Source organism: Streptomyces sp. NBC_01142 (assembly GCF_026341125.1).
In the GTDB taxonomy this organism is placed as follows: Bacteria; Actinomycetota; Actinomycetes; order Streptomycetales; family Streptomycetaceae; genus Streptomyces.
This window is the reverse complement of record NZ_JAPEOR010000002.1, coordinates 3389290-3412275: the sequence shown is the minus strand read 5'-3', so window position 1 is coordinate 3412275 and position 22986 is coordinate 3389290. Positions and strand designations below refer to the sequence as shown.

General features: G+C 68.1%; 23 protein-coding genes and 3 pseudogenes. 10 read left to right on the top strand and 16 right to left on the bottom strand.

The window, feature by feature from the left end; genetic code table 11:
* The 3 genes from OG883_RS33205 to OG883_RS33195 form a co-directional block, all read right to left on the bottom strand.
* Complete coding sequence (locus OG883_RS33205; protein WP_266548720.1) at positions 1-741, bottom strand: helix-turn-helix domain-containing protein; 741 nt, start codon at positions 739-741, stop codon at positions 1-3.
* 433 nt (positions 742-1174) lie between these two features.
* Positions 1175-1942, bottom strand: a complete 768-nt coding sequence (locus tag OG883_RS33200; protein WP_266534967.1) for a transposase — start codon at positions 1940-1942, stop codon at positions 1175-1177.
* 105 nt (positions 1943-2047) lie between these two features.
* Positions 2048-2539 carry a MarR family winged helix-turn-helix transcriptional regulator gene (locus OG883_RS33195; RefSeq protein WP_266548718.1) on the bottom strand — a complete coding sequence of 164 codons (492 nt, stop codon included), beginning with the start codon at positions 2537-2539 and terminating at the stop codon, positions 2048-2050.
* A 57-nt stretch (positions 2540-2596) separates the two neighbouring features.
* Here OG883_RS33195 and OG883_RS33190 point away from each other — a divergent pair, with 57 nt between their 5' ends.
* Complete coding sequence (locus OG883_RS33190) at positions 2597-3721, top strand: questin oxidase family protein (RefSeq protein WP_266548710.1); 1125 nt, start codon at positions 2597-2599, stop codon at positions 3719-3721.
* Entirely contained in the window at positions 3718-4482 is a 765-nt protein-coding gene (locus OG883_RS33185; protein ID WP_266548707.1) for an alpha/beta fold hydrolase, read from the top strand. Before OG883_RS33190 ends, OG883_RS33185 begins: the two co-directional genes overlap by 4 nt.
* Before the next feature lie 353 nt (positions 4483-4835).
* On the opposite strand, the gene OG883_RS33180 is transcribed toward OG883_RS33185, so the two are convergent.
* Complete coding sequence (locus OG883_RS33180) at positions 4836-5573, bottom strand: hypothetical protein (protein WP_266548704.1); 738 nt, start codon at positions 5571-5573, stop codon at positions 4836-4838.
* A complete protein-coding gene (locus OG883_RS33175) occupies positions 5570-6169 on the bottom strand; it encodes an RNA polymerase sigma factor (protein ID WP_266548701.1) in 600 nt (199 codons plus the stop codon). The genes OG883_RS33180 and OG883_RS33175 overlap by 4 nt, the downstream gene beginning before the upstream one ends.
* Positions 6170-6376: 207 nt before the next feature.
* Here OG883_RS33175 and OG883_RS33170 point away from each other — a divergent pair.
* Positions 6377-7167: pseudogene (locus OG883_RS33170) on the top strand (transposase); the annotation flags it as partial.
* 65 nt (positions 7168-7232) lie between these two features.
* Here OG883_RS33170 and OG883_RS33165 read toward each other — a convergent pair.
* A complete protein-coding gene (locus tag OG883_RS33165) occupies positions 7233-8570 on the bottom strand; it encodes a YncE family protein (RefSeq protein ID WP_266548698.1) in 1338 nt (445 codons plus the stop codon).
* A gap of 715 nt (positions 8571-9285) precedes the next feature.
* Here OG883_RS33165 and OG883_RS33160 point away from each other — a divergent pair.
* Positions 9286-10530 carry an IS110 family transposase gene (locus OG883_RS33160; protein WP_266533284.1) on the top strand — a complete coding sequence of 415 codons (1245 nt, stop codon included), beginning with the start codon at positions 9286-9288 and terminating at the stop codon, positions 10528-10530.
* A 198-nt stretch (positions 10531-10728) separates the two neighbouring features.
* Here OG883_RS33160 and OG883_RS33155 read toward each other — a convergent pair whose 3' ends face one another.
* The 3 genes from OG883_RS33155 to OG883_RS33145 form a co-directional block, all read right to left on the bottom strand.
* The gene (locus OG883_RS33155; protein WP_266548696.1) at positions 10729-11190 is read right to left on the bottom strand and encodes a hypothetical protein; all 462 of its coding nucleotides are present in this window, start codon (positions 11188-11190) and stop codon (positions 10729-10731) included.
* 246 nt (positions 11191-11436) lie between these two features.
* Positions 11437-11673 (bottom strand): hypothetical protein, encoded by a 237-nt coding sequence (locus OG883_RS33150; RefSeq protein WP_266548694.1) that lies wholly within the window; start codon positions 11671-11673, stop codon positions 11437-11439.
* Positions 11674-11943: 270 nt separating this feature from the next.
* Positions 11944-12492, bottom strand: coding sequence for a YcxB family protein (locus tag OG883_RS33145; protein WP_266548692.1), 549 nt, complete (start codon positions 12490-12492; stop codon positions 11944-11946).
* Positions 12493-12510: 18 nt separating this feature from the next.
* On the opposite strand from OG883_RS33145, the gene OG883_RS33140 reads away from it, so the two are divergent.
* The gene (locus tag OG883_RS33140) at positions 12511-12699 is read left to right on the top strand and encodes a hypothetical protein (protein ID WP_266548689.1); all 189 of its coding nucleotides are present in this window, start codon (positions 12511-12513) and stop codon (positions 12697-12699) included.
* 382 nt (positions 12700-13081) lie between these two features.
* Here OG883_RS33140 and OG883_RS33135 read toward each other — a convergent pair whose 3' ends face one another.
* From OG883_RS33135 to OG883_RS33120, 4 genes are all read right to left on the bottom strand, one after another.
* Positions 13082-13936 (bottom strand): alpha/beta hydrolase, encoded by an 855-nt coding sequence (locus OG883_RS33135; RefSeq protein ID WP_266548686.1) that lies wholly within the window; start codon positions 13934-13936, stop codon positions 13082-13084.
* Positions 13937-14442: 506 nt separating this feature from the next.
* Complete coding sequence (locus OG883_RS33130; protein WP_266548683.1) at positions 14443-15915, bottom strand: sialidase family protein; 1473 nt, start codon at positions 15913-15915, stop codon at positions 14443-14445.
* A gap of 837 nt (positions 15916-16752) precedes the next feature.
* Positions 16753-16953, bottom strand: a complete 201-nt coding sequence (locus tag OG883_RS33125; protein WP_266549684.1) for a hypothetical protein — start codon at positions 16951-16953, stop codon at positions 16753-16755.
* A 357-nt stretch (positions 16954-17310) separates the two neighbouring features.
* The gene (locus OG883_RS33120; RefSeq protein WP_266548680.1) at positions 17311-17586 is read right to left on the bottom strand and encodes a hypothetical protein; all 276 of its coding nucleotides are present in this window, start codon (positions 17584-17586) and stop codon (positions 17311-17313) included.
* Between the two features lie 465 nt (positions 17587-18051).
* Between OG883_RS33120 and OG883_RS33115 the strand changes: the two are divergent.
* Positions 18052-18264 (top strand): annotated as a pseudogene (locus tag OG883_RS33115) (hypothetical protein); the annotation flags it as partial.
* 44 nt (positions 18265-18308) lie between these two features.
* Positions 18309-18578 (top strand): annotated as a pseudogene (locus tag OG883_RS33110) (transposase); the annotation flags it as partial.
* Here the strand turns inward: OG883_RS33110 and OG883_RS33105 are convergent.
* The gene (locus OG883_RS33105; protein ID WP_266548677.1) at positions 18560-19093 is read right to left on the bottom strand and encodes a CbrC family protein; all 534 of its coding nucleotides are present in this window, start codon (positions 19091-19093) and stop codon (positions 18560-18562) included. The pseudogene OG883_RS33110 and the gene OG883_RS33105 sit on opposite strands and share 19 nt — an antisense overlap.
* A 385-nt stretch (positions 19094-19478) precedes the next feature.
* Between OG883_RS33105 and OG883_RS33100 the strand changes: the two genes are divergently transcribed.
* Positions 19479-19688, top strand: a complete 210-nt coding sequence (locus OG883_RS33100) for a hypothetical protein (protein WP_266548675.1) — start codon at positions 19479-19481, stop codon at positions 19686-19688.
* 557 nt (positions 19689-20245) lie between these two features.
* On the opposite strand, the gene OG883_RS33095 is transcribed toward OG883_RS33100, so the two are convergent.
* Positions 20246-20575: a hypothetical protein gene (locus tag OG883_RS33095; RefSeq protein ID WP_266548672.1), complete on the bottom strand. Its 330-nt coding sequence runs from the start codon at positions 20573-20575 to the stop codon at positions 20246-20248.
* 620 nt (positions 20576-21195) lie between these two features.
* Entirely contained in the window at positions 21196-21963 is a 768-nt protein-coding gene (locus tag OG883_RS33085; protein ID WP_266534967.1) for a transposase, read from the bottom strand.
* Between the two features lie 85 nt (positions 21964-22048).
* Here OG883_RS33085 and OG883_RS33080 point away from each other — a divergent pair, with 85 nt between their 5' ends.
* Together OG883_RS33080 and OG883_RS33075 are read left to right on the top strand one after the other, a co-directional pair.
* On the top strand, positions 22049-22720 hold the full coding sequence (locus OG883_RS33080) for an RNA polymerase sigma factor (RefSeq protein WP_266548669.1): 672 nt from the start codon (positions 22049-22051) through the stop codon (positions 22718-22720).
* On the top strand, positions 22717-22947 hold the full coding sequence (locus OG883_RS33075; protein ID WP_266548666.1) for an anti-sigma factor: 231 nt from the start codon (positions 22717-22719) through the stop codon (positions 22945-22947). The genes OG883_RS33080 and OG883_RS33075 overlap by 4 nt, the downstream gene beginning before the upstream one ends.
* Positions 22948-22986 lie beyond the last annotated feature (39 nt).

Genomic DNA, 22986 nt, shown 5'->3' with positions numbered 1-22986 from the left:
TCACACCCTCCGAGGCTGTGCGTAGCGAGTCAGCAGAGGCTCAAGCAACCCAGCTGCGGCAGCGTCGGCTCGGCCCTCGTGGCGGTCCAGCAAGTCGGCCGCCACTACTGACGCGGGGGCGTGGCGGCCCTGCCCAGGCGCTTCAGACCTTGAGGTCAGGAACGACCACATCTCCGCCGGGGGAATTCGGACCGCGACATTGCCCCGCTCTTCATCACGGACCATGCCGAACTCAGCTTCCAGCTTGTCGACCCTGTCGGGATGTACGTAGATCTCCGCACGACCGAGAGCAATGTAGTCCGCCCCCGCCTGCGCCGCGGCGCTCACTCCCCCCCTCACCACATCCTGAGCAGCGAGCAGAACCGGCAGTACGCCTGAATGAACGCGGTACGAGCGAACCTCGGCGCGGGCGGCAAGAAGCTCCTGGAGCAGGGCCGGAGCTAGCTGCCCGTGGGCAAGGAGATTCCGCAACCGCATCCTCACCCGGGACTTCTCGGCATCGGACAGACTCACCGGCTGATGGCCGTCCAGCACCGCCAGAACGCCCCATGCATTGCGGGCCGACAGCGGTCTCCGTGAACGAGGGCCCCGGTCCTTGCGATCCCGGACACTGTCCCCGGCAACCAGCCAACGACCACCGACTCGCTGCCCTTGGAGCTTCCCGTCATGCAGCAACTGACGGACACGGGAATCATCCACCCCGAGCAGGGCCGCAGCCTCTTTCACCGACAGCAGTTCCATGACCATCTCCTTGCGCCTCCTCTCACGCAATCAGGAGGGAACACGCAAGCAGTCTCCTACCCAGATTCCCTTGCGTCAAGCCTCACGCAGTCAGGAGGCAAGACGCAACCATCGAGGCAGGGACGTGCCGCGCGACCCAGACCAACGGACGCGTGCCCCATCCGTGCCCTTCGAGCGGCGAACAGCGGTCAATACGGGTACGGGCGAACCCTCGAGGCAGCTCTTTCGGCAGACTGTTTCCGCAGGTCAGATGCCATATGGGCGGCCTGCACGTCATAGATTCCCAAGCTTATAGCGCGGGTTCGATTCCCGTCATCCGCTCTTCTACGGAGCCCCAGGTCAGCGGCCTGGGGCTTTCGTGTCACCTAAGGCTTGTCCCGTAAATGATCTTGGGTGGGTGCGGGCGTGGCTGGTGGCCGGTCCGGCCGCCCGCCTATCCGGCGAGGTTGAGGTTGTGGAGGCGGGCGATTCCGAGCATGGCGTGGTGGACGCCATCGCCCTTGAGGCGGCAGTCGCGGAGGATCTTCCAGGTCTTCATGCGGGCAAAAACGTGCTCCACGCGGGCGCGAACCTGTTTGTGGGACTTGTTGTGGGCCTGCTTCCAGTCAGGCAGTTCTTCACCTTTGCGCCGACGGTGTGGCATGACGAGTCCGGTGCCCGGATAGCCGCCGTCGGCGATCGTCATGGCCTTGCCGACGGCGGCCTTCGCGCCGGACTCCTCCCACGCCCTGCAGTCGTTGCGGTTGCCGGGCAAGGGCCGGCCGACCACGACGACCAGGCGGGTATCGGCGTCGATGACGACCTGGTGGTTCGTGGAGTACCGGTAGTTCTTGGACTGCTCGGCGATGCTGTGGTCGCGGGTGGGCACCAGGGTGCCGTCCACGATGAGCACGGTGTCCTTGCGGAACCGTTTGCGGGGCTGGAGCGCCAGCGACGGGCCGAGGTGGTCGATGATGCGGTCCGCCGCGGACTTCGATACACCGAAGAGCGGAGCGAGTTGGCGCATTGTCAGGTTCGTGCGCCAGTAGGCCGCGACGAGCAGAACCCGGTCCTCCAGCGGAAGTCCCCACGGGCGGCCCTTACGGACCGGATCTGCACCTTCGCGGCGCAGTGCGGTCACCAACCTGCCGAAGGAACGCGGGCTCAGCCCGGTGAACGGGGCTATCCAGGACGGCTCCGACGCCGTGATCACACCAGACACCCGAAGATCATCTCACCCGTGACCAGCAGTTACGGGACAAGTCTTAGACCTCTCAGGGTCGGCTTCGGCGTCCATCGCTCGCCCGCCGAAGCGCGCGCAGCGCGCTCACCTCTGCACTTCGCTGACCCAGGCCGTGAGCCCTGTCAGGAATCCCGCCTTCTCATCCGGCGACAGCCCCTCCAGCGCGCGTAGCAGCGGCTCGGTCCGCCGAACGATGAAGGCTTCGAGCGGCAGGCGGTATTCCGCGGCCAAGGACACCAGGACGCGGCGGCGGTTCGTCGGATCCTCGGCCCGATCCACGATGCCGGCCCGGCTCAGCGCTCCGACCAGTTCACTGGCAGTGGACAGTGACACCTGAAGCCGTCGGGCGACCTCACTGACGGCCAGCGGCCGTCCGGCCAGCAACTGGGGCAGTACGGCGCCGTGGCGCGGCGTCAGGCCATGCGCCTCCATGACACCCCGCAAAGGCTCCGGCATCAGATCCCGCACGACCGAACCCCGGAAGAACGGCTCCAACAACGGCACAAGACCAGCGACTTCAAGCTCATCCGGGGTCGGCTTCCGTGACGCCTTCACGGCGTTCTCGCTCTGCGGCATGCTACAAGTGTATATGGTTCTGATTTCCAAACCATTGGGCAACCCGAAGGGTCTTCGATGTCGTCGATCAGCTACAGCGATGCACTCAATGACGCCCTGGAACGCATGGACGATCTGGGGTACGAGCGAGGACAGGGGGTGGATCTCGCCAACCACGGCCCAATGGGCGCCGAGGCACTCGCCCTGCTCGGACAAGTGGACGAAGTCGCCCGGTGGGTAGGGCGCTACCGGAAGGCGATGGAACACCACGAGCCTCCCGCCGCCCGCTTCGCCCTGGACCCCGCGGACGAGTCCTCGTGGCGTCCCGCCCTCGGCGTCTTCCGGCGGGCCGGGGACTGGGAGCGGCTCTTCGTCCGCGAACTGGCCGAGGCGCACTGGCGCGAGGTGCTCGTGCGCTGGTGGCCCCGCCTGCTTCCGGGGCTGTTCGCCGGCCTCACGCACGGGGTCATCCGCACCGCGCACGCCGTACGCGGCCTGTACGCGACCGGCGACGGAACCACAGCGCTCCAGCTGAAGGAACTGGCCCGGGGCCTGGCCTACTGGGCGGCCCGCTACAGCGAACTCCCCGGCCGCCCTCGACTGCACGGCCCCCACGAGCTGCCCGAGGCGGTCGCCACACTGCCCCGCGTACCGCTCGACGGCCCGATGGGTCCGGGTACCGCCCGCCACCGCCTGGACACGCTCGCCGAACTCCCCGGATACAGCCAGTCCTTGGAGACACTGGCCCCGCAGCAGGCACCCCGGCTGCTGAGCGAGATGACAGTCCAGTTCGCCGATGTCTACCTCGGCCACCCCGAGGTGTACCCCGTCCCACTGATCCACGGCGTCACGGCCCCCGCCGCCGTCCGCCTCATACTCCCGCATCTACCGCACGAGCTGTACGAGCCGACGCTGGCCCGGCTCTGGCAGGTGCAGTCGGCGTTCCTGTTCGCCTTCACCTCGGACCGGCGCGACGAGGGAACGGCGGCCTGGCCGTCGGAGATACCGGATCTGCCCCCGCTGGACGAGCTGGGCGCCCGCGCCGCCGAGCACGGCGACGAGCACGTCATCAAGTTCACCGAAGCGTGCCTGCGCGAATACGCCCTGCGGCCCGACCCGCGCTATCCGGCCGCCGCCTTCGCCGCACAGCGGCGCATCACCCGCCTCGACGCCGGCGGCGGGGTCAAGGGAGCCGCTTCATGATGCATGGACTGCCCTGCCTGTCGGCCGGCGAAGGACCGCCGTTGATCGTCCTGCTCTTCACCCCGGAAGCGGCCGTCCCCACGGGCGCGAGCCGTCGGCTCACCCTGCGGATGCTGCGACCCTTCTCCGAGCGGTTCACCACTCACCTCCTCATACGCCCGCCCGGCCTGCCGCCGACGACGACAATGACCCAGCTCGCCGCAGTGCACGCCGACGCGATCCGGGAGACCTTCAGCGGGCCGGTGAACGTGTTGGGCCTGTCCACCGGTGGATCGCTCGCCCTCCAGCTCGCCGCCGACCATCCCGGGCTGGTCGACCGTCTCGTCCTGGGCGGTACGGCCTGCACCCTCGGCCCGGTCGGCAGGCGCGCCCAGCGCCGCTACATCGAGCGCGCGCGGCAAGGCAAGCGGCCGAGCCCTGCACTGGCCGAGATGCTCACTGGTTCGACGATCGGCCGGACGGCACTCAAGGGCCTGCTCTGGCTCATGGACGGCAGCCGCGAACACCTCGACGCCGCCACCATGCTGGGCGCCGAGGACGGCTTCGACCTGCGCAGTCGTTTGCACGAGATCAAGGCGCCCACGCTGCTTCTCCAGGGCGGGAAGGACATCGTCTACCCACTCGACCTGGCCCGGCAGACCGTCCAGGGCATTCCAGACGCCCGGCTCGTCGTCTACCAGGACCGCAGCCATAGCGGAACCTTCACGGACAAGCGGTTCTCCGCCGACGCCCTGGACTTCCTGCGGAACGATCAGCCTTGAGGCCTTGAGTTCCAGTCACCAGAGCCCGGGCTTCCTGGCGTGCCACTACGTGCCAGTCGGACCGGTAAGGAGCGGTCAACAAGGGTTCCTCAGGGACCGCTCACACGAGGCCACCAGGGGACGTTTTCCCAGGTCAGTGGCCACGCGGACCTCAAGTGCCGGGTGATTCCCAAGCTCAGAGCGCGAGTTCGATTCTCGTCACCCGCTCCATACAAAAGCCCCAGGCCAGCGGCCCGGGGCTTTGTTGTTGTCTAGACCTCCCGTGGGGCGGCGTGCCCTCCGCGTGCCCCAAGTCGCCAGAATCCGCGCCCGAAGGGCATGAGGCAACCCGGATTCAGCGGCCGAAAGCCGCGTCACCCTGTTTTGGGGTCTCGCGCTGCGCCTGAGTCGGCCGGTACCGGCACGTCCTTCATCCCTGGTTTTCCGGGATGCTCCGGACTCTTCTCCGCCGGGTTCGCCCCGGTCTTCTTCTGCTGCTCGCCCGCCAACCGCTGCTCGCAGTAGACCGGTATTGCCTCCCGGTTGCCCGCCGCCTCCTCAAGCCGGGTTGCCGCCGCGTCCCCGGGTGCCTTACCCCGCCCCTCCACTGCCGCCAGGTAGACGCGACAGTGCGCCACGGTGTCCTGCGCCATGCCCGGGCGCTCCCTCGGGGATTCGTACGAAGCCGACGGGGAGGGCCTCGACGGGCGCTGTGGTCCCCGCCCCCAGCGCCCGTCACGAACCGATTCCTCGCCCGCGCCGGGTACCGTGGGCGCGCTCTGCCTGGGCCTCGGCTCCGCGCCACCGCCGAACGGCAACGAGATGGCACCGTCCCCCGCCGCAACCGCGACCCCGCCGAGCGCCGCCGCCGTGACGACACCCGCCAGCAGCGCCTTGAGTGCCCGTACCCAGCGACGCTCACCGTCAGGTCGCCAGTCGTCCCGTCTGCGCCGCCACCGCAGCGGCGCCGCGTGCACACCTTCCTCACGCGCCGTGCGGAAAGCACGGAGCGCCTTCTCCTCGGCAGCCGGACTGAGAGCGCAGGGCCGGCTCGCCGCGTCGAACAGCGCCTCCAGCTCAGGGGGACGGGGATTTTCCCGTTCGGGATTCATGTCTCATCCTTCAGCGTGCGCTGTGCCCCAGGCGTCACACCGCCCACTCCAGCCCGGGTGAATTGCCCCGCCAGTCCCTTCAGTCCCCGGTATGCCGCAGTGCGAACGGCCCCGGGGCGCTTGCCCAGCACCCGCGCGCTCGCCGGCCCGTCGAGCCCGACGACCACGCGCAGCAGTACAGCCTCCGCCTGGTCGCGCGGCAGACTGCCGATCAGCTCGAGAGCCTGTTCCGTGGAGAGCTTCTCCAGGACCGCGGCGGCCGTGTCGTGTCCGCCCGGCATTTCCAGCATGTCCAGTTCCAGCAATGATGTACGCGGTCGCCGTTTCTGCCTGCGCAGATGGTCCAGGGCACGGTGACGGGCGATCGTCGCCGTCCAACCCCGGAAACCCGCGCCGTCGCCACGGAAGCGGCCCAGGTCGCGCGAGATCTCCAGCCAGGCTTCGGAGGTCACGTCCTCGGCGTCGTCGCCGACCAGCCCTCGGACGTAGCCAATCAGGCCCGGCTGCACCAGCCGATACGCGATAGCGAACCCTTCGTCGTCCCCCTGCTGAGCTCGCTCAACAGCAGCGCCGAGCTCCGCGTCGTACGCCCCCACACTTCCCTCTCCGTACCAACGCCCCGTCCAACCTGCCCCTCCATCTCTGCGTTCGGAGGCGCAGAAACGTCACTGGCGAAGCGTCACCGTCCGCAGGTGGTCCTCGGGTCGGCGGTCCTGCCCGCCGTGCGAGATCGCCGCCGGTCTCGTCATCGTCGGCCGCGTTGCAGAGGACGGGCGGTGTTGGCGAAGTCGAAGCCCTTGGCACTGTGGGACGGATACAAAGTCCACCTCACCGAGACCTGCGGGCCCGGCAGTCCGAACCTGGTCACGAACGTGGCCACCATGTCGCCACCGTCCACGACAGCGTGACGGTCCCTGAGATCCATGACTCGCTGGCTGAACGGGACTGCCTGCCCGGTGAGCACTGGGTCGATGCCGGATACCCCACCGCCGGCCAGGTCGTGACCGCCCGCCGGGACCACGGCATCGACCTGCACGGGCCGATGGCTGCCAGCACCGCAGCCGGGGCTGACGGCCCCTTCGGGCAGGACGCGTTCACCATCGACTGGGACCGCGAACGGGTGACCTGCCCCCACGGTGTCACCAGCACCCAGTGGCACCACCGGAACTCGCAGCAGGGCCTGCCCGTCATCCGGGTCCGTTTCAACCCGGCTGACTGCCGCACCTGCCCCCACCTGCGTGACTGCGTCAACTCACCCACAGCCCAGCGCCGCGAGCTCAACCTGCGGCACCGCGACGAACACGAAGTCGTCCAGGCAGCCCGGACCGAGCAGCGGACCGACGCCTGGAAAGACCGCTACAAGATCCGCGCCGGAGTCGAAGGAACCATCTCCCAGGGCGTTGGGCGCTGCGGCCTGCGCCGATCCCGCTACCGCGGCCTCGCCAAGACCAGCCTCCAGCACCAGCTCACCGGCGCCGCGATCAACCTCGCCCGCATCGACGCCCACCTCACCGACACACCCCGGGCCCGCACCCGCACCAGCCACTTCGCAGCACTTCGCCCCGCCGACCAAATGATCGACGGGGCGAATTAGCCAGGACCCCAACTAACCAACATCATCCGGCTGGTTCGGGGCCTTTGGTGGGGTGCTCAGGGTGGCTACTTGGTGATCGTCACCGTCGCCTGGGTCGTTGCGGACATGTGCTGGCCGTCGCCCTTGTAGGTGGCGGTGTAGGTGATGTCACCCGTCTCGCGCGGGCGTTGCGTGATCGTGAACTCGCCCGTCGCCGTGGAGACGGGGAAGGTGCCGACCGGAGTACCGGTCGGGTGTTCCGCGTCCGTGCGCGTCACTTCCACCGTCGTGCCGGCTGGGAAGGGCTCCGCTGCCCACAGCTGTCCGGTGACGGTCAGGTCCTTGCCCTTGTGGGAGGTTGCGGGGGCCTGGAGGCTGAGGATGGTGTCCAGTTTGCCGGCGTCCGGGAGGACATGGAGCGTGGGGGCACTGCCGTAGGAGAAGCCGGTGATTGCGAACAGGCGGTTCTCGTCCGGGGCCCAGGCGAGGCCGTCGCGCTGGAGGTCGTTCACGACGTACTCGCGAAATGCCGGCCAGGTGGAGCCCGGGCGGTAGGTCTTTACGAAGTCGCCCTCTGCGCCCGTCGCCACTGTTCCGTCGGCCGCCACGGCCACCGCGTTCGGGAATTGCCAGCTCGAGTGGTAGCCGTTCGACGACAGGTCCGACAGGCGGACGACCTGGTGGTCGGACGGGTTGTTCGCCGCGACGACGATGTTCTGGCCGTCCGCCGTCACCGCGAAGTCGTTGAGGTACGAGATCGACGGCGACGAAATGAAGGAGCGCTCGGTGCGCTTCTGCAGGCCGCCGGCCGCCGTGTCGTAGACCGCCAGGGAGGCCGGGCTGACGCCCTCCTCGCCCGCCACCAGGACGTTCGGGTCGGCAGGGGACGATGCCAGGGCCGGGGCGTAGTGCCAGTACCGACCGCTCGGGACAAGCGTCGCCGCCGGGGCCGAAGAGGCCACGTCGAGCGAGCCGATGCCGCCGGTGCTGTCGACCGTGTAGCCGAACCACAGCTTGCCGCCCGCCATCGCCAGGCTCTGGGGCGAGGTGTCCGCTCCGGTCGGGTAGCGGTCGGTCTCGGTGAGGGTGACGGTGTCGATCTCGGCGATCGCGCCGACCGTCGACAGGGCCACGTACAGTTTGCTGGAATCCGCCGAGAGCACGAGGCCCGCGGCCCCCTCCTCGGCGGTGATCTGCTGGACGACCGCGCCCGTGTAGTCGGTGACGACGATGCTGCCGCCAGTCGGGTCGCTGACGAACACCCGATCGTGCACTCCGTCGACGACGATGTCCCGGAACGAGGCGCTGGGCAGCGCCACGCTCGTCTCCTCGGCCGTGGCCGTCCCTGCTCCCGCCCCGATCAGGGGCAGCGAGCCGATCAGTGCCGCGGCCAACGCGACGGCGGTGCGTTTGTGGATGCGCAAGTGAACAGAACCTCCTCGAATGGGGACGGCCGTTTTCGACCACCCGGTAGAAGAGCGCTGGGCGGTGGACATGTGTCACTGGGAGGTCGCCGACACCTCGCGCGCCGTAGCTTGATCTTTAGGTTCCTCGTCGGTTCCGCCGCGTCGAGGCATGCACGGATCAGATGCTCCCCCCGTCACTTCCGCGCCAGATCGGGCGGGGAGCCACGGGGAACAGCAGTAGCCGGCAGTGGCCACAGGCCGCGTCCGTCCATGTCGTCCTGCCGCCGGTCAGAGCCCGACCCGTCCCACCTCGCTCCTGAAGCGGGTGTCGACCTGCCTGGCTCGCCTCCAAGAGCGTTGCCCTCAGGGGCGGTGGGCCATGTGCGGGCCACCGAGGCGTCATCGGAGATCAGTTGCAGCGAATGTGCAGGTCAGCGATCCAGCGCACCTTCGGTGCGCGCCGGGGGCGTGGTAAATGCCGTGGCGTGCGCCGGAGGTGCTTCTGTCTGCCCTGACGTGGGCTGATGCCGGTCCGGGATGCTGGAGCGGTTCGTTCCGGCCGAAACCGATGCCTCTGTGATGCCGGTGAGCTCGCAGGTCAGCGTGGTGCTGGGGACCGTCCACGGGAACCGTGGAGTGTTGCTGCGAAGCACGTGCGTCAGAATTCCTGATCCACCCTGGTCCTCCCGGAACGGCGTACGACGGGTCCGTCCGCCAGGGAGGGAGCAAGGCCGTGGACGTACTGCACGAACGCTGCGCCGGCCTCGACATCAGCAAGAAGGACGCCAAGGTCTGCGTCCGCACCCCGAGTACGAAGCGGCGGGGGTCCTTCACGACCGAGACCACGACGTGGGGATCAACGACGAACGCGGTCCTGGATCTGCGGGACCATCTGCTCGCCGCACAGGTGACGCTGGTAGTGATCGAGGCGACCAGTGACTACTGGAAGCCCTTCTACTACGTGCTGACCGAGGGCCTGGACGTGGTCCTGGTCAACGCGCGGCAGGTCAAGAACCTACCCGGCCGCAAGACGGACGTCTCGGACGCGGCCTGGCTGGCCCAGCTCGGCGCCCACGGCCTGGTCAGGCCCTCCTTCGTGCCGCCCGAGCCGGTCCGCGAACTGCGCGACCTGACCCGGGCCCGGACCACCGCCACCCGTGAACGCGGCCGTGTGGTCCAGCGGCTGGAGAAACTCCTGGAGGACACCGGCATCAAACTCTCCGCGGTCGCCTCCGACATCATGGGCGTCTCCGGCCGGGCCATGCTCGAAGCCCTCATCCGCGGCGAAGCCGACCCGCGGGTCCTCGCGGACCTGGCCAAACGCAAGCTCCGCAACAAGATCCCCGAACTCACCGAGGCCCTGACCGGACGGTTCCGCGAGCACCACGCGTTCCTGGCCCGACTGTATCTGGATCAGTACGACCAGCTCACCACGATGATCGACCAGCTCACCGGACGCATCGAGGAGGCGATGGCCCCCTTTCGTGGCGCCCTCGACCTCCTCGACACCATCCCCGGCATCAACCAGGCCACCGCCGAAGTGATCATCGCGGAGACCGGCGGGGACATGACCCGGTTCGCCTCCGCCAAACACCTCGCGTCCTGGGCCGGGGTCTGCCCCGGCCACCACGAGTCCGCCGGCCGTACCAAGAACACGAAGGTCCGGCCCGGCAACCCCTATCTCAAAGGCGCCCTCGGCCTCGCGGCATTCGGCGCTGTGAGAACCAAGGACACCTACCTGCAGGCCCGTTACAAGCGGCTGACCGCCCGCCGCGGCCCGCTCCGGGCACTGGTCGCCGTCGAGCACTCGATCATCACCGCGATCTGGCACATGCTCACCGACAACGTCGCCTACCAGGAACTCGGCGGCACCTACTTCACCCAACGCGACCCCGAACGCGCCACCCGCCGAGCCATCACCCAGCTCAACCAGCTCGGCTACACCGTCACCCTCAACCCGAGGGAGAACGCAGCCTGACCGACAGCCCCGAACACCCGGCAGCCCTCCACGGCCACCGGGCACCCAGTCCTGCCCACACCCACCCTGACCTGCTGCTATTTACGCGTCAGAGGATCGAACGTTCGCGGATGCAGGCGGTCTTGAAAGCCGTTCCTGTGGCGCTGGCGACCTGGCCCCTTCCCATGTGGCCAGGCTGATGTGTCCCTGCATTACTCGTTAGCCGTGCATCGCGGTGCTGTAGACGTACAGGGCGATCACACCGGCGACGCAGGCGAGGATCACCCATGAGCCGAAACTGGTGTGTTTCCCACTGCCTTTGGGCCGCGCGGCCTTCCCGGACTGATCGGGCCGCCCGGGCACTGCCCGTCCCGGAGCGACCCGCACCACATCGGCCGCCGCCTCGGCGAGCAGGCGCCGGCAGGTCGCGGCGAGCACGTCTGTACCAGCGGAGAGGGGCACCACGGCCTCCGAACGCGCCGGAGCGGTGGTGCCGCCGTCCAGGATGCGCCCCGCGCGTACAAGGACCTCGTCCCGGCTGCCCGCCGGAGCGAGGCTGATCCACCGCCGTACATGCTCACCCCGGATGACCACACCGCCGGACCGCTCCCGGTACACGGTGTGTTCCCGCCACAATATCTCCGCCAACTCCTTGGCGGTGCTGCTCAGTTGTACGCCCACAACCCCTCCCCCTCCGCCTCGCGGCGAATCGAACAAGCATCGCACTCTCGTGGCAGGCGCAGAGAGGGGGCCAGCAGCCCCCACCGCGACGGCCCCCTGCGCCGGCCAAGACCGTGCAGGCCCCCGACCCCACCCGGATCGCGACCGTACCGGGCCCGACCAGAACCATCCGGGAGCGCACATGCGTACGTCTGTCACAGCAGGTGAGGGCCGACATCTCCCTTGATCGCCCGGCGATTCCCAAGCTCAGGCGGCAACGTCGGAGGACAACACGGCCTCAACGAAGTCCGCCGGCGGCAAGTAGTCGTGCACCTCGACGTAGTGGGCGATCAGCTCGGGGGCCGCGTACGCGACGCCGTTGCCCTCTACTCGAATCTCGGCACTTCCCCTGGGACCGTCGACACGCGCTCCAACTCGTCGCGCAGGACACCAAGGGCAGAAGTGGTAGCCGCGGGTCTGCTGGGCGCGATGCGCGCGGGTCATCCCGTTCAACGTCTCCACCAGCCCTGGCGGAGCAGTTGCCTGTGGGTACGTTTCGCCACGGTCGAGCCAGCCCACGTTCAGCAGTGGGACGCCGCGTGATTCCCGCTCCATAGAAAAGCCCCAGGTCAGGGACAGGATCCCCCACCCCAGGCCTTTGTGTTGTCCAGTCCGGTTCAGGTGTCGCGCACCACTTCCTCACCACTTGGGCCCTCTTCCGGCTGGTCAGAGCCCTTCTTCCGCGCGGCGGGGCCATCTTGTCCAGCCCACTCGCTACCTCCTTCTGACTCTCGCGGTCTGAGTGCTGTCGATCAGCGCGGCGGCGAGCAACTCCCGCATGCGTTCCGTGTCCTGCGGCGCGCTCAAGCCGCGCTTGGGCAGTATCAGCACTCCGGCGCCCCATACATCTGGGGTGAGCAGCACGAAGACCCGGCGACCCTCGATGCAGCGCCCGTAGAACTCCCAACCTGTGTGGTTCGTATGGCGTTCGGACACAGTGCCGATCCCTGATTGGTCGACCGTGACGCGATGTTCGCCCAGGTGCCTGGCGTATCCGAGCAAGCCCAGAGCCATCAGCCAGCGGCACGCGATCATGATGACGATGACGGTCACAGTGAACTGCAACAGCCCCAGGGCAGGGGAGTCGATGCCCTTGGCCGCAACGTTGATCGCGATCACCAGGGCAAGGAAGATGCCCACGACCCGCAGGACGCGATAACCCCACCGGCCAACCGGACTGTGCCGCAGCTGAAGTTTCAACCCGTCGGCTATCTCCCGCAGTGTCACCGTGTACGTGAACTGCACGGATACGTCGGCGGTCATGCGTCCTCCCCAGGGCTGATGGACAAGGGATCGTACTGGGAGGCGATCAACGGCTACGCATCCCACCGCAGCCAGATGGCACATCTCGGTGGACTCGTGCCCGATGCCTTGCCGTCGGGCACGTCCACGGCCTTCTCCCGCTCGGCGCGCCGGCCGCTGTCGTATGCCGAGGTCAGGCAGACGTCACGTCACCTCTTCGACTACTGATCCAGTGCCTTCGCCCGGCCTCTTCGCGGCCAAGAAACGCATGCACACACGCTGTCGGGCGCGCGGTCAGCCCCCGAAGGACCCGCCGGAACGGCACGTGCAGCGTCGACCGATCGGCGACGGGCTGAGCCGCCAGCGCCGCCAGCATTCCGACACATGGGGCCTGCCGGACGGCGAACTTGATCGACCTGTTCGCGGCGCTCCCGCTGCGGGGGAGCTCTCGGCCTGATGGACCGTGCGTCGGGTTCGGCGGCTCAGGACAGCGGTGTCCTGTGACACTGAACCTTGAGCGTGTGTCATCGAAGTGTGAGCCGGCCACGGCGGCATGGAGTACTCCGCCGTGGCCTTGGTGTCGCTATCGGGGTGCCCTTCTTGCCCCTGGCTATCCCGCCAGTGCTGCAAGTCCACCCAGGACTCGGGCCGCTGGCGCCGGGTCGACCAGCCACTTCAGGTGGCTGCCCTCCAGGGTGCGGACGTCGTACGGGTTGTCCGGCGTCAGCGCGTTGCCCTCGCTGATCAGCCGGTCCTGTATGGCGAGCGGCAGGCTCGTGTCGTCGGCCAGGCGGACGTAGGTCTTCGGGATGCGGCCCCAGGTCTCGGCCTGTGCCCGGTCGGTGGAGGTGCCGGCGTCCAGGTTCTCGTCGGGCTGGAAGGTGTTCAGGAAGGTCAGGAACTCCTCGTCGGTGCCGTCAGCCAGGAAGGCCGCCTTGAAGGCTGCGAGGGCGTCCGGATTCGCGGTTCGGAAGTTGACGCGGAGCAGGCCGAGTTCGGCCGGGTTCCCGGCCAGCGCCAGGCCCAGGGAAGCGGCGTCAACCGTAGCCATCTCCGGCTCGGCGTAGTAGTCGCTGACGTCGAGATCGACAGGGCACCAAGCCGAGACGTAGACGATGCGGTCGATCAGGTCCGGCCGTACGTTGGCTGCGGCGGTGGCCGCGATGCCGCCGCGGCTGTGGGAGACCAGGATCACCGGCCCGTTCTGCTTGGCCCTTTCGAGGATCCCGATCAGGTGCGCGGCATTGTCGGCGAGCGTGACGCCCTTGATCGAGCCGGGTGCCGTGGCGAGCCCTCCGAGATCTTGTGGCGCCTGGTAGGCGCGCGTGTAGGTCGCCTGGAATCCATGGCCGGGCAGGTCGACGGCGACCGAGCGGTGCCCGAGGAGCCCGAGTTCGGCCTGGAGTGGCGCGAATGAGAAGGAGTTCGAAAAGGCTCCGTGAACCAGTACGAACGTCGGTTGCATCTGTCTACTCACTTTCTGACGTCCTGTGGCATCGGCGGCACGCGTGTCGCTGGTCCCGGCCCGCAGCCACCTGCTCGAACCGGACGTCGCAGCAGGACCAGAGCGAGCGTCGTCACCGCGACGCCGCCTTCAAAGGAGCCAAGGCCAAACGCCCCCATAGCCGGATCCGCGTATGCACCCGCGAGCTCCCCCACCGCCACCCCCGACACACAGGCACCCCGTGTCACTCGAAATTCGATGGCACAAACCTAATGATCACCAAGGTGCGGTGGCAATGATCAAGGTTCGATGACATAGGACAAGCGGTCGAGGCACTGGCAGCGCCCATCCTCGCGCCTGAAATCGAACATCACGGACCGAACCGCGTTCACGCGACCCCAGAGCGGCAGGACCGCCCCGCCGGGCGGGACGCGGCCGAACCTACCCCGCCCAACGTGGTCACGGAGTGGGTCCGAGGCCTGTCTGCAGCCGTCGGCGGTCGGGCCGGCCGACGGCGTCCGCGTCGGTCAGCGGGTGCGGAGACTGCTGGTGTACACGTCCGTACGGTTCTGTGGTGCGCCGGAGTGGGTCTCGGTGAGCACCGCCCGTACTCCCTTGCCGTCTGCCACCAGGCCTTGGTAGTCGCCGAGGAAGTAGCCCCCGGCGAACGGCGCCTGCAGCCAGTCGAAGACCCGCGAGATCCGTCGTTCGGTCCGGAGCTTCGGGTTTCCGTGCTGCAGCGTGGCCAGTTGGTAGGCGGTGGGCAGGGTGGTGGTGTTGCCGGGCTTGAGGAAGCGCAGGTCGTAGTAAGTGAGCGCGACCGTACCCCGCTCGGCGACCGCGATCGACGGTGAGAAGGCCGGAACGCCCTTGGGGCTGATCAGCTCCGGGGTCCCCCAGGTGCGTCCGCCGTCGGTGGACCGCACAAGCTGGACGGAGTCGAACTTTCCACCGGAGAAGTCCGAGCCCTCGTAGGCCATGTACAGCGTGCCTGTCTTGGGGTCGACGGCCGGGCTCGGCAGGGTGGCCGCGGCGCGCAGCAGTTTGGTGGGGTCGTTCGGGTCGACCTCCGGTACGGAGGTGTCCCGGGCCACGGTGACCGGGGCGCTCCAGGTCTCTCCGGCGTCGGTCGAGGTGACCACCTCGTAGCGGGCTTCGACGACGGTGCTCAGGTCGTCGAAGTAGGTGATCCGGTCGAAGAAGTCGTACAGGGTGCCGGTGCGCCGGTCGGCGACGATCAGATGGCCGATGGTCTGGGTGTTGGGCACGGTGCTGGTGTCGACGAACGGCCGGGCCTTGCTCCAGGTGCGGCCGCCGTCGCGGGTGAGGGAGATGTAGCCGGGACCGTCGAGGGAGCTGGGACCGGGTGGGTCGTTGTCGAGGCGGTTCCAGACCTGGTAGGCGGTGCCCTTGCGGATCGGGTCGGCGGTGAGTGAGGGCTTGTCGTTGAAAAACGGCTGCTCGTCGACGTGCGTGGTGGTGAGGTTCTGCCAAGTGCGGCCGCCGTCGCGGGACGTGACTGCCAGGAGGGCGCTGCGCGTGCTCTTCGTGAAGTCGACGCCCACCCCGCCGGCGTAGACCGTGCCGTCCGGTCCGGTGCTCACCCAGGGGTCGGAGGCCCGTTCGTAGTCCGCGCCGCCGGGGGCGCACAGGCTGAACGGCAGCGTGCTCCGGTGGAAGGTGTGGCCGTCCGTGGTCCAGCCGGCCGCCAGGCCACGGGCGCCGCCGTCGTTCCAGCGGTCCTGCTGGAACACGGTGACCACGCGCTTGGGGTCGCGCGGATCGACGGACAGGTACGGCTCGACCTCGGTGGCCGGGTAGACGATGCTGTCGGGGGACCTCGCTCCGATGGTGCACTTCGCGTACGGGTCGCCGTGGGACACCTTGACCAGTGGTGTGCCGTCGGGGTTCCGGCCTGCTGCGGCGGGAGTCGCGCCGGTGACCGTGACGAGCAGGAGCGCGGCGGTGGTGACGGCGGTCAGGGGCAGGAAGACGCGCATGCGGGATCTCCTCCGGGCCTGTCGGCCGGGGCACGGGACCGCCGTCATCGGGGCGGCCTGGGGCGCGGAGGCGTACCGGAACGCGAGGGTGGGGCGACTCCGCTTGGTCCTTTTCGGCGTTGCAGCCGGTGCCCTTGATGGGCCGAACGACGGAGTCATCCCCGGGCCGTCGAGGAGCACGGCGGAGCCGACCGGCGGGTGCACCGTGCCGGTCGGCTCCTTGGTCGTGCTGTTACGGCGCCGTCTCGTAGGTCCCCGGAGAGGGCCGTGGGCCGCGTGCCGGTTGACGATGCCGGCGGGGTCGGCCTTGGCTCAGACGGGTTGGTGGAGCGGGATGACCTGCTGGACCTCTTCCACGGTGAGGACGAGTCAGGGCATCGGCAAAGGGCCAACTCAATGCGGACAGCGGTGCGATCATCGCCCGCGCCAGAAGGAAGACTCCATCACCGTCGGCACATCCAGGCTCGAGGCCGGCGGGACTGCTCGTTCTTCTGCGCCTGTTCGAGACCTGCCGAGTGTCAACAACGCTCGTGATCAATACAGCTGGGAAATCCGAATTCAATACAGCCAGGAAATGCGAACGACCTCGTCGGTCACTGTATGACGACATGGCCGAGGCCGTTCAGGACGGCGGCGAGCGCGGTGTTGAGGACGGCACGGACCGTCTCGAAGCGGTGACGGCCTTGGCTTCGAGACGGTCGGCGTCCACCATCGCGAGTGCCGCGGTGTCGAGACGGGCACGGGCAATCCACCCAACGGTGGACCGGGGGCCGTCACCCCATACGCACCGCGCCGGGTGCACCGGCCGGACTGGTTGCCCAGCCGTGCGCCGACCGGTCAAGTGATCGCCGGCGTGGTCCCGTCAGGCAGCGCACAGGCGTAGCCGGCGTAGGGGCGTGAAACGATCTGTCCGCCGGCGGCCGTGCAGTCGTCTCTGGAGATGTTCGGAGACGAGGCGGCCCCGGCGCCGACAGCGCCGACGGCGCTCACGCCGGCAAGGGTTGCCGCGGCCAGGGCGAGGCCCAGGATTCTTCGCATGCGCACGGCTTCCTCCTCCTCTCAGGCGCCTTCGTTCGGCCTTCGGGAAGGACAAGTCTCAAGACGACGGCGCCCTCTTACTCAGCATGGGCGCTCCGCATGAGGCCCGCGAGGCGAGGCTGGGCGCCGCGCCCGGGCGGTGACTGCCCGGCCCAGGAGAGGCATGACGTCACCGACCTCGACCGGCCGCATCGGTACGCCGCGTGCGCGTCGGTAGAAGCGGGGCGACGTCGATGTCCTTGGCGTCGAGGCTGCCCACCGGGGCCGCGTTGTGTCCGGGCAGGCCGGGGGTTGAGGAGGAGACGGGCCGTACCTGCCTCCGACCGGTGCCGGCGGGCGGCTGCCGCGCGCGGTCCTCTAACGCGGTTCGTGGGCCGCCGCCCGGCAGGCACCGGTCGCGGCGCCGCCCGCCACTCCGGCCCCGGTCAGCCCGGTCACACAACTCTGCAGGTCTCCGACCACGCCACGGCTGCAGGCCGCTGTGACGGAGTCGGAAGCGGTGGCACCGGCCAGTTCGGCCATCTGTGTGCAGGCGGGGATGTCCGCCCGGACCGCGGGAGCGGCGAGGACTGCACCGCCGAGGGTGAGGGTCAGGCCGGTGAGGGCACCGGCGATACGGGTCGACGTGCGCATGGGACGCACCTGCCTTCCGGGTTGGTCGCGCGGTCCTGGTCCCGGCGGGCCGGATCCACGCGGTAAGGCCGCCTGGCGACGCTCGGTGAGTGGTGCCCCCGGCCGGCGGGCTCACAAACTGACCGCACGATTCTGCGTCGCTTCCAGAGCCGCACCGGGACATGGTCGCCAGGCCAAGAGAGGGCCGCGGACCGGATGGGACGCACTCGGACCTCCACTCGCGGGCCCCTCACTCCAGCGTCGCATCCTCTCCCCCGCCCGTCCTGGGCACCCGGGGGGCGGCCGCGCTGAGTAACTGCGATTGTGCGAAGCGCGGTAGCCGGCCCGTCCGGCCGACCCCTGACCCGGCAAGCCATGCTCAAGCGGGTCCATCAGCGTGCGACTGCACTGCGTCGGCTCATGCCGCAGTTGCTCAGTGCCGAGGGCCAGCGGCTCATTGCCCGTTGTCGTCAAAGGTGAGCCGGCATGGGCGCACCTCGACCTCGTTCACCTCACAGGCCATCTCGTTGGGCATGTCGCCAAGTTGCTGCGGTGATCGTTGAGCGGCTGGTGCCGGATGTGCTGTGGGAGTTGTTCCAGCGGGTGGTACCGGAGTCGCCGACCCGACCGCAAGGCGGAGGCCGGCGTCGGCATGGTGACCGGGAGGTGCTGGCTGCGATCGTGTTCATGGCCACGTCAGGCTGCACCTGGCAGCAGCTGCCGTCCGCCTCGTTCGGGCCGTCGGCTACGACTACAACCACTTGCAACGATGGTTACGCAGCCGCGGAATCACGCCTCGGATCGCCCGCAAGGGCACAGTCTCCAGCGAACGGCTGGGCAAGCACCGCTGGACCGTCGAACGCACCATGGCCTGGCTCGCCGGATGCCGACGTCTCCACCGCCGCGACGAACGCAAGGCCAGCCACTTCCTGGCCTTCACCGGCATCGCCTGCACCCTCATCTGTTATGGACGACTCGCCCAAGCAGACGACTTCTACGATGCGTCGGCGTAGGCGAGATGGGCGCCGCAGACGGTGCAGCGGAAAAGCATGGCGGTCGCCCCCTCGCCCAGGTTGGCCAGGAAGTGCTCAAGCTGGTTTTCGTCGTGCCAACCGTCGATGCGCATGTCGGCCCGCAGCTGGTCGAGGGCTTCGGGATGCGCCGCCAGCTCGGTGTACCCGACATCGCCTACGAAGGCGGCCGCGTCCTGGCAATGGACGAGCCAGCGCGGATCCTGCCAGGCGTGGAAGCCAGGGGTGCGGCGGGTGACCTCATGCAAGACGTCCTCGCTGACACCGTCGAGTCCGTAGGAGTCGGTGAATTCACCCGCGAAGCGTTCAGCAGCGCTCCCGTCCGCGATGCACCATGGACAGAATCGTCCGCTGACGTCCTGGGCGGTGTAGAAGGTGGCCGTGTAGATCCAGCCCGTGTTGCGCTGGCAGCAGGCGCACGTCTCGGGGGCCGCCCGGACGGACCCACTTGCGAGGGGGTCTGGATGATAACGAAAAAAGGGCAGGTCGGCACTCATCGCCGGTTCCCGGCCTGCGCCCTGATGGCCATGCCTACTGATCTCATGGAGAGCAGTCTGTCCAGGAGCAGGTCCCTGATCAAGCGCGGTGTCGGACTCCTCCTGGCCCAGGCAATTGAGACAGCTTGTAAGGGCGCGTTTCCGCAGGTCAACACGGCTCTTAGCATGGGGCCGGTTGCGGACGCTGCCCCCTCCGGAACAACGAAGAGACCACCCATCCGCCGGGGTGGTCTCTTCGTTCGAGGGCCTGTCCGACGGGTCGCGTCACCGACCCCGCGCCCGACAGCACTGTCACCCGAATGGCCCAACATGACGTGCCACCCACATGGGTTAAGACCAAGCTGACTAGTGCCCCAACCGAGGCAATCCGTGAAAGGGAAACCCAATGCGCATTCGACGAATCCTCGCCGCAGTCTTCGCCACGGCAGCCCTCGCCGGACTCGGCCTCACAGGCGTCGCCGCCACCGCCACCGCCACCGCACAGGGTGCCCCATCCTACGTCACCCCTTCTGAGTGCAAGCAGGGTGGCGGAACGGCCGACCTGACGGACAACCTCTGCAAGGGCGGTACGCACGACGGGGAGAAGATCGACTAAACCCCACAAGGCGCCCCGCAGCCACGCGCCGCGGGGCGCTCCCGCGCGAGCGTAGCCGGGAGAGTCGCAGGGACTGTGCCGACCCGTCGGGCGCGCTAGGTCCGAGTCGGCCCGGAAGTACGCGGCGGGCGGGAGCTCCCGAACACCGTCGCGCGCGAGCGCAGCAAGCTGCCAAGGTTTGCGCGGCCGTAGGCCGCACCTTCTTACTGAGGCAAGAAGCCGGGGGTTCCTTGCCCAAGCTCGCGGAGGCGAGCGAGGTAGTCCTGAGCGGCAGGCTCGGCCGCGTATCGGTTCCTCATCTTGGCTGCCGAATCGACTATGAGGTCTGGCGCAGTCGCGGGAGCCTCACATGTACGTGAAGTAGCGGTCGTACCAGACCGGAGGCAGGTTCTCCTCATTCCCCTCATCGTCGTCCCCACCGTGCTCGGCCGCCAAGGCCGCCAGGAGCGGCTCGGCGTACATCTGTTCAAGGACAGACGGGCCGTCATACGGCTTCAGGAGCAGCTCGATCGGGACGAAGACGCAGCCCAACTCCGTGCAGACGCGGTCGAGCCAGGTCAGGAACTCCTGGTAAGGCCCTCCTCGGAACCGGGCATGCCCTCACCGTCGCCCGTTCCGGCGGTGATGAAGCCGCCGAAGTTGCTCAGCAGTACCCACAACGGCCGGTCGAGGCCTGACACGTCCGCGGGGACCGTGATGCCGCCGTACGTACTGGAGTCCTGGGACAGGGCACTTGAGCAGGCCGGCCCGAAGCGTTCCTCAAGTGCGTGTACGAGCCCCGCGAAGCGGTCTCGTGAGGTGACCAGTTCGAAGGTCGGGGGCCGTTCCAGGTGGTGGGGATCGTCGTGCTCCCTCAGGAGCGCCCGAATTTCGTCAGTGGGAAGCATGGCCATGCCCTTTCATGCCCTGGGATCTCCGGAAACTGGCTGTATCCCACGTGATCGCGCTCCCTGGAAGTACGAGATGCGCCCATCGCGCACGCGCAAGGTTGGTTGTCCGACGAAGACCGACCCGAGCCCCTCTGCACTGGATGTGCACCAGAACAGGCGGCAATCTGCGGTCAACGCCGGTCAGCGCATGCGGAATCCGAAGTCTCGGCACATCGACGTACGCCCAGGTCAGAGGGGCCATGCCGCACAGACGATCAGTGATTCCCCTACCCTGCCCCCGCGCCAGCTGGTCAAGCCCGGCAGCGAGCTCTTTCTGACGCTCCAGATCCGAGTGCTGGTAGATCAACGCGGCACGCTCCGTCGACCGTCTGGCGAGAAATACCAGGTGGCGACCGCCCTGGCAGCTCCTACCGGAGTCGCGTCCCGGTGCTGCCAGGCTGAGTACGACGAGCTGCACAGACTTGTTGCAACCCAGCCTTCGCAGCTGAGAATGTGCTTATAGAGACATGAACAGAGGCACCGGAATCAGATCTCGCCCACTGAACTGCCCTAAGGCTTGTCCCGTAAACGATCTTGGGTGGGTGCGGGCGTGGCTGGTGGCCGGTCCGGCCGCCCGCCTATCCGGCGAGGTTGAGGTTGTGGAGGCGGGCGATTCCGAGCATGGCGTGGTGGACGCCATCGCCCTTGAGGCGGCAGTCGCGGAGGATCTTCCAGGTCTTCATGCGGGCAAAAACGTGCTCCACGCGGGCGCGAACCTGTTTGTGGGACTTGTTGTGGGCCTGCTTCCAGTCAGGCAGTTCTTCACCTTTGCGCCGACGGTGTGGCATGACGAGTCCGGTGCCCGGATAGCCGCCGTCGGCGATCGTCATGGCCTTGCCGACGGCGGCCTTCGCGCCGGACTCCTCCCACGCCCTGCAGTCGTTGCGGTTGCCGGGCAAGGGCCGGCCGACCACGACGACCAGGCGGGTATCGGCGTCGATGACGACCTGGTGGTTCGTGGAGTACCGGTAGTTCTTGGACTGCTCGGCGATGCTGTGGTCGCGGGTGGGCACCAGGGTGCCGTCCACGATGAGCACGGTGTCCTTGCGGAACCGTTTGCGGGGCTGGAGCGCCAGCGACGGGCCGAGGTGGTCGATGATGCGGTCCGCCGCGGACTTCGATACACCGAAGAGCGGAGCGAGTTGGCGCATTGTCAGGTTCGTGCGCCAGTAGGCCGCGACGAGCAGAACCCGGTCCTCCAGCGGAAGTCCCCACGGGCGGCCCTTACGGACCGGATCTGCACCTTCGCGGCGCAGTGCGGTCACCAACCTGCCGAAGGAACGCGGGCTCAGCCCGGTGAACGGGGCTATCCAGGACGGCTCCGACGCCGTGATCACACCAGACACCCGAAGATCATCTCACCCGTGACCAGCAGTTACGGGACAAGTCTTAGGCTGACCCTGCCAGTTGACAAGCCAGCAAGGGGGACGGATGGCAGGCGCACGCGGATTGCCGCCGGACGAGGTCCTGGTCCAGCGACTGCGTGACGGTGACGAGCAAATGTTCGCCCTGGTACTGGACACCTGGTCAAGTGGCATGCTCCGGCTGGCCATGTCGTTCGTGTCGACCAAGGCCTCTGCAGAGGAGGCCGTCCAGGACACATGGCTGGCGGTCATCAAGGGGATCTGCGACTTCGAGGGCCGTTCGTCCCTGAAGACATGGGTGTACCGGATCCTGGTCAACACGGCCAAGGCGCGCGGCACGAAGGAGAGCAGGACCATTCCCTTCGCCAGCCTGCTGCCGGAGGAGGAAGGGCCAACAGTGGACGTCTCGCGGTTCCGCGCCCCCGGCGAGCGATTCGCCGGACACTGGGCCGTCGGGCAGGAACCGCGTCCCTGGCACGTTCCCGAGGACTACGTGCTGCGCGGCGAAGTCCGCGAGGTAATCGCGAAGGCACTCAACGAGCTCCCGCCCCGCCTCCGCACGGTGATCACGCTTCGCGATGTCGCAGGATACGGCTCGGAGGAAGTATGTTCCCTGCTGGAGATCTCGCCGGGAAACCAACGCGTCCTCCTTCATCGGGCCAGGGCCGTCCTGCGCCGTAAGTTGGAGGATTACTTGTCCGGTGCCCATGACGTCGCCAGCGGGAGGGAACGACCGTGAACTGCGTTGACTTCGTGGAGCTGGTGACCGAGTTCCTCGAGGGCGCCTTGCCCGAAGAGGACGAGCGGCGCTTCATCGAGCACCTGGCGGAATGCTCCGGGTGCGAGAGCTACCTCGATCAATTCCGTCAGACGATCGCCACGGCGGGCAAGCTGGCCCCGGACAACATCTCACCAGATGCCAGGCAGCAGTTGCTCACCGCTTTCAGGGACTGGCAGCAGCGCTGATCCCCGTGCACCTCTGGCGCACGGCAGGCAGCAGTCGTG